This window comes from Streptomyces sp. NPDC054794, assembly GCF_053611585.1.
In genome coordinates this window covers 1-6,062 of the sequence record NZ_JBSHAQ010000122.1, presented here as the reverse complement: position 1 = coordinate 6,062, position 6,062 = coordinate 1, and the positions used below count along the sequence as shown (strand labels likewise).

Annotated in this window: 5 protein-coding genes and 2 pseudogenes; 2 read left to right on the top strand and 5 right to left on the bottom strand. The window is 68.2% G+C overall.

Annotation, left to right across the window (positions count from 1 at the left end; genetic code table 11):
- Positions 1–92 precede the first annotated feature (92 nt).
- The 4 genes and pseudogenes from ACWGKT_RS48150 to ACWGKT_RS48135 all read right to left on the bottom strand — a co-directional run.
- Positions 93–691: pseudogene (locus ACWGKT_RS48150) on the bottom strand (IS3 family transposase); the annotation flags it as partial.
- Between the two features lie 41 nt (positions 692–732).
- Positions 733–969 (bottom strand): annotated as a pseudogene (locus ACWGKT_RS48145) (transposase); the annotation flags it as partial.
- A 61-nt stretch (positions 970–1,030) separates the two neighbouring features.
- On the bottom strand, positions 1,031–1,564 hold the full coding sequence (locus ACWGKT_RS48140; RefSeq protein WP_453278766.1) for an anthrone oxygenase family protein: 534 nt from the start codon (positions 1,562–1,564) through the stop codon (positions 1,031–1,033).
- 28 nt (positions 1,565–1,592) lie between these two features.
- On the bottom strand, positions 1,593–2,435 hold the full coding sequence (locus ACWGKT_RS48135; protein WP_453278765.1) for an NAD(P)H-binding protein: 843 nt from the start codon (positions 2,433–2,435) through the stop codon (positions 1,593–1,595).
- 676 nt (positions 2,436–3,111) lie between these two features.
- Here ACWGKT_RS48135 and sigJ point away from each other — a divergent pair.
- Positions 3,112–4,062: an RNA polymerase sigma factor SigJ gene (sigJ, locus tag ACWGKT_RS48130; protein ID WP_453278764.1), complete on the top strand. Its 951-nt coding sequence runs from the start codon at positions 3,112–3,114 to the stop codon at positions 4,060–4,062.
- A 496-nt stretch (positions 4,063–4,558) separates the two neighbouring features.
- Positions 4,559–5,395: an alpha/beta fold hydrolase gene (locus ACWGKT_RS48125; RefSeq protein WP_453278767.1), complete on the top strand. Its 837-nt coding sequence runs from the start codon at positions 4,559–4,561 to the stop codon at positions 5,393–5,395.
- 78 nt (positions 5,396–5,473) lie between these two features.
- Here the strand turns inward: ACWGKT_RS48125 and ACWGKT_RS48120 are convergent, their stop codons facing one another.
- On the bottom strand, positions 5,474–5,965 hold the full coding sequence (locus ACWGKT_RS48120) for a hypothetical protein (protein WP_453278763.1): 492 nt from the start codon (positions 5,963–5,965) through the stop codon (positions 5,474–5,476).
- Positions 5,966–6,062: the final 97 nt, after the last annotated feature.

The window sequence follows — 6,062 nt, the reverse complement described above, 5'->3', positions numbered from 1 at the left end:
AGGACACCCACAGGGTCAGTCATAAGCAAGAGTCAGACCGCCTCAGCCGGGGCTACCCGATCCTTGCGGGACCCGGTGCGAAGAGACTGACAGTCATAGCTCGAGCCGACCCGGCCCATGCTCCTGCGGATCCCGAAACCGTCGCAGACCTGCGCGAACGCGGCCGATGTGTACTGCGAGCCCCTGTCGCGCGTGAAAGATCACCCCGTCCACGTGGCCGCCGCGGGTCGCCACGGCCATCTTCAGGGCGTCGATGACCAGTTCGGCCCGCATGTGGGAGGCCATCGACCAGCCGAGGACTCGGCGGGAGCAGATGTCGATGACGCAGGCGGGATACAGCCACGTCCCGCCGACCTGGACGTATGTGATGTCGCCGCACCACTTCTCGTCCAGGTGGGCGGCGGAGAAGTCGCGGTGGACCAGGTCCGGGGCGGACGGCGCGAGCCGGTCCGCAACGGTGGTCCGCTTGCGGCGTCGCAGGTGCCGGCCCTCGAACCCGTGCCGGCGCATCAGCCGCTCGACGCGTTTGTCGGTTGACGGTGTGCCCGAAGCTCCGCAGCTCGGCATGGACACGGCGGACCCCGTACGTTCCCTTGTGGGCGGTGTGGACCTCGCGGCTCTCCGCGACCAGGGCGTCGGCGGCGGCCCGCCGGACCTCGCGGGCCTTCGCACCGGCGAGCCACCGATAAAAGCCCCCGGACAGCGATTTTCTGATCAGCTTCAGAGTCTCCCAATGGTAAGCACGTAGCCGACCCTGCGCTCTTCCAGCACGGACCGGAACTTCGGGTTGCCGCCGCAGACCTCGTCCCCCGCGACCCAGCCCACGCGGTGTCCGACGTCCAGGAACCGGCCGATCATGCGGGCGGCCAGTTGAGGCTTGGTCGCAAAGACGGTGTCCTCACCCAGGCCCGCGGCCCTGCAGCGGTCCGGGTCGAACGTCCGCGAGTGCGGGATGTGCAGGTGTACCAGGACAGAACCGCGGCTGCGGTGCCCTCATACGTGGTTGCCCCTGCGGACAGTTCGAGCTGCTTCATGACCGCAATCCGGCCGGACCCGATGCGGCCGTGCTGCCCGGGGCCGGGGTTGAGGCATGGGAAGGCCGGTGCCTGGTGCGGGATGTGCTCATCGCAGCCGCGCTCAGGAGGCCGAACGCGACCACAGCAGCGGCCGTGCGTACGGCATGGGCGATCTGCCAGCGGTCGCGCACGCATGCCCAGTCCGTGGGCGGTGCCTGCACATTCCAGTGCATCTGATGGGAGTTGATGGGGAGGTTGAAGACGACCGTGGTAACGAGAACGCTCAGCAGCAGGGCGAACGCTGCCAGCGTGAGCCAGAAGACGCGGTCTCTCGCCTTGACGGCCGTGACAGCCAGGACCGCCGTCAACAACAACGCTGGTAGGAGAGTGGCGGAGGCAAGGTCGTCCAGTCGCAGGAGCTCGACCTGCCGCACCTGGGTGTAGACCGAGGCGTCGAAGCGCCGCAGCGAGAGTTCGAAGACGAGGACCGCGACCAGGAATCCGGTAAACAAGCCTGTACATACGAGACCCACGAAGCGCAGAGACATGACCACCCGTTCCTTTCTCATGACCGCCTCAGCTCTGAAAGGCGGCCGCGTTTTCGGCGGCCCAGGTGGCGAAGGAGAGGGCGGGGCGGTCCAGGAGCCGCGCGACCGTGTCGGTCGTCGGCCCCGGTTCCGCCAGGCATGCGGCCGCGTAACCGATCACCCGGTCGGGAATGTCTTCGGGTAGTCCCTGGACGAGCATGGTCCAGCGCAGCTCCTCGGGAGAAACCTCCTCGAACGACAGCTCCCTGCCGATGGCCTTGCCGATGAGCCGGGCCTTGTCATGCTGGGTGAGCGACTGTGGCCCGGTGATCGCGTACGTCCGGCCGGCGTGGGCGGGGTCCAGCAGGGCCCGCAGCGCGAGTTCGGCGATGTCCCGCTGATGGATCGGGGAGGTGGCCGCATCGCCGAACACGCCCCGCACGACGCCCGTTGCGCGGATCTGCGGCGCCCAGGCAAGGGTGTTGGCAGCGAAGTCGGCGCACCGCAGGAACGTCCACTGCATCCCTGAGGCCCTGGTTGCAGCCTCGACCCGCTCGAACTCCTCGGCGAAGCGCCGGAACCCGCCGCCGTACTCGACGGTGACCGCCGACAACACCACCACATGCCGCACACGGTGCTCAGCTGCCAGCGCCAGCAGCTCGGCACTCGCGCCGCCGACGGCGCGCGGACTGAGCAGGAGAGCCTCCACATCGTCCAGCGCCGACGCCAGCGAACGCGGCTTGGAGGGATCGCCGACGACCCCCCGAACACCGTCGGCGAACATGGTGGCGGATGGTTCGCGGGTGACCGCCGCCACCTCGACTCCTTCGGCCGCCAACAACTTCACTACTTCGCGGCCGACAGTTCCGGTCGCGCCGGTAACCATGATCATGTGCACGCTCCCTTATAGGGCGCCGTCGATATCTCCGGCCGCCCGTGCCCCGTAGACGGTCGTACCTGAGATCCGCGGCAGATCCCGGAGTGTGACGTCCGGCCGGGCGAATATGACCCACGTCTCAGGACGAGCCCGAGACGTCTGCGCTCCCGCCACCGGATTCCTCATCGTGTGCCCGCGGGCAGGCCGCGGGCGGCGAGCTCTCGGGGAGACACGGCGGTGAAGCAATGGCTCGGCAGCAGGCTCCGTCTGTGTCCGTTCTCCACGCGGGCACTGGCTCTGACCAACGTGATGGCCGGCGCCTCCGCTGGACGCACCAGCTGCTGGACCCACTCCCGGAGCAACGGAGCCCGGCGCCCGCACCGGGTGCACCGCAACGCCGTTTCCGTGCACCTGACCGGCCAAGGGGCGCCACCGAGGCTGTTTCGCCCCACACGGCATGCGTCACCCGTCTCCCCTTGAAGACCTTGCCGATCGCATACAAGGCCGGCCGTGACATGGCCAGTTCCTCGCCCGCGCAGTCCCGCCCCTCACCCGTGATCCGTCCCTGCGGAACACGAGGCCGAGGCATGACAGGCAGGAGGTGAGGCATGAGTCACATTGCTTGGTGCGGATGTCACACTCCGGGCACCCTCGCTGCTCTCAGGAGGCAGACACGGCAGGAGGTCCCACGATGTCCGACACCTCGTCGGCCGGCAGGGCCCGGGAAAACGCGCTGGACAGCGCCACTCGGGTCTTCGTCGAGCACCGAGAACTCTTGTTCTCCATCGTCTACAACATGCTCGGCAGCGTTGCCGACACCGAGGATGTGCTGCAGGAGACGTGGCTGTCATGGGCGTCCAGCGGCGGGGCACCAGGCGCGGAGCGGATTGAAAGCCCACGCGCCTATATGGTGCGGATCGCGATGAACAAGGCCCTCGCCCGCCGTGCAGCCATCAGCCGCCGTCGCGAGACCTATGTCGGCCCGTGGCTGCCCGAACCGCTCGTCACCTCCTTCGCCGACGATGGCGCTGACAGTGATGCCGCGGACGCCGCCCAGGCGGCCGAGCGAACCGAGTCGGTGTCGATGGCACTGCTGGTCGTCCTGGAATCCCTCACGCCGTTGGAACGCGCGGTGTTCGTCCTGCACGAGGTGTTCGGCTACGCCCATACCGAGACCGCTGACATCCTGGGCCGCAGTCCCGCAGCAGTACGCCAGCTCGCCCACCGCGCACGCGAGCATGTCCACGCCCGGCGCCCCCGCTACCGGACCGACCCGCATCTGCGGCAACAGGTCACCGAGCGGTTCACTGCCGCGGTGTCCGGCGGCGACCTGCAGATGCTGCTGCGGCTCCTGGCACCGGACGTGACCTTGTGGGCCGATGGCGGGGGCAAGGCCACCGCCGCGGGCCCGCGGCCGGTCCACGGCCGGGACAAGGTCGCCCGGCTGCTGGCCAACGGGGCCACCCGCGCCCCCGGCGGCCTGGACGTCCGCTACCGGCGGGTCAACGGCGACCCTTCAGCGGTGCTGCTCAGCGGTGGTTCGCCCTTCGCCGTGCTGGTCCTCGACCTGGCCCCGGACGGTCAGCACATCTGCGGCGTCTACTTCGTCACCAATCCCGAAAAACTGGCTGGTCTCACCTGAGACCGCGCTGCCAGGAGAACTTGCCGCGGCGGCCGAACGGCCGGATACGCGACTACCCGACCGGCGAGCACAGGCGGCTCCCATCAGCCCAGGGACGAAGCAGCTTCTCAGCCGGCCCGTTCACCCCACACCGACGCGGCGTGGGCCAGCGACCGCGCCATCGCCATCGCCATCGCCATCCGTGCACAACGACCAGAGCGGAACAGCAGATGAAGCCCACCATCATGACAATGACCGGCGGTATCGGCCGGCAGTTCCCCGGCCCAGCCCTCGCCACAGATCGCGACGCGCTCCCCGGGCCGCCCGCCGGCACGGCCGGCAGCGCTGGAGCGCATCCCGTACGGATGACGGGCCGTCACCGCACCCCAGCAACACGGGTGCACGTGCTGGCCGCCGCGTCCGGGCCGTCCTCCCTGTACCGGCACGCACTCGACCAGGTGTGCGCAGGCCATCGCGAGCCCGTCTCCGCCGATGTGGCGCGTTGAGGCGGACGGGAATGAAAGAGATCGAACTGTCGGCCGGGACCATCGCATACGAGGACACCGGCGGCGATGGCCCTACAGTCGTGCTGTTGCACGGGCTCATGATGGATGCCTCGCTGTGGGCCGAAACGATCAGTGAACTGTCCACCGATCACCGGTGCGTGGCACCGACGCTGCCCCTCGGCGCGCATCGGGACGCGATGCGCGCCGACGCGGACCTGTCGCTGCCTGGGGTGACCCAGCTGGTCGCGGAGTTCCTCGACCGGCTCGATGTGCAGGACGTCACCCTTGTCGGCAATGACACCGGCGGGGCGATCGTCCAGCTGCTCATGTGCGAAGGTGCCGCACGCGTGGGCCGGGTCGTGCTCGCCTCGTGTGATGCGTTCGACAACTTCCCGCCAGGACTGACGGGCAAGACGCTGGTGCTCACCGGCAAGCTCCCACCTCGGCTGTTCGGCTTGTTCATGCAGCAAATGCGGCTTCGGATGATCCGCCGGCTCCCGATCGCATTCGGATGGCTGACCCTACGAGGGGACGGTGCCACCGCCCGGTGGATGCAGCCGGTCATGAAGCTGCCCGAGATCCGTCGCGACGCCGTGCGACTGCTGCGAGCGGCCGCGGCGGACACCGACCTCCTGGTGGCTGCGGCCGAGCGCCTGCCGAGCTTCGAACGCCCCGCCCTGGTGGTGTGGGCGAGCCGTGACCGCGTCATGCCGCCTGAACACGGCCGACGGCTGGCCGAACTCCTCCCGTACGGACGGCTGGTCGAGATGGACGACAGCTACACCCTCATCCCGCTGGACCAGCCGGCCGGACTTGCTCAGGCGATCCGCGAGTTCTCGCACACCTGACAGACACCACAACTCTTGACAGCCACTCGAGCCCCGCTTTGCTGTCTCGGTAGCCAAGAAATCGATGGTGCTCGGTGGTTAGCCACGTTTCAGGTGACGCAGAAGCCGTGCCCGTTCGGCTGTGGCAGGGGCAGCCGGCTTGGGAGCTGGCTCCTGTTCGGGGCGAGGTTGAGGCTTCCCTGGCGTCTCACCGGCATTGATGCGCAGCGCCTCTTCGATCCTCTCACTGGTGCGGAGAACCACGGACGCCGCCTGTTCCTGGGGCCAGATGGTGATGAGATAGTCCTCGACCGGCTCTTGGCTGACACCGTCCGGGTTGACTGAACGGCCCCGAGCGTGGACACGCATCCGGTACCAGCCTGGCCCGCGGGGATTGAGGACCGGAAGATTATCGGGTGTGATCTCGTAGCCGGAGTGGATGCGCAGATCTCCACGGACGGACTGCACGCTGATCTCGACGATCTCGTCCCAGGAGGCTGTATGCACAGACGGTGCGGCGTCGAGGACATCGGCGCGCACGCGGACGTTTCCGGTGTTGATGCCGGTGAGGATCCATGCTCCATACTCCATAGCGGTAGTTCGTTAAATCCGGCGATAGAGGTCAATTCCGTGTCCGGTGGTGACCGCGTCGATCAGGGCCTGGAGCTCGGCGGGTGGGTCTGTGTCC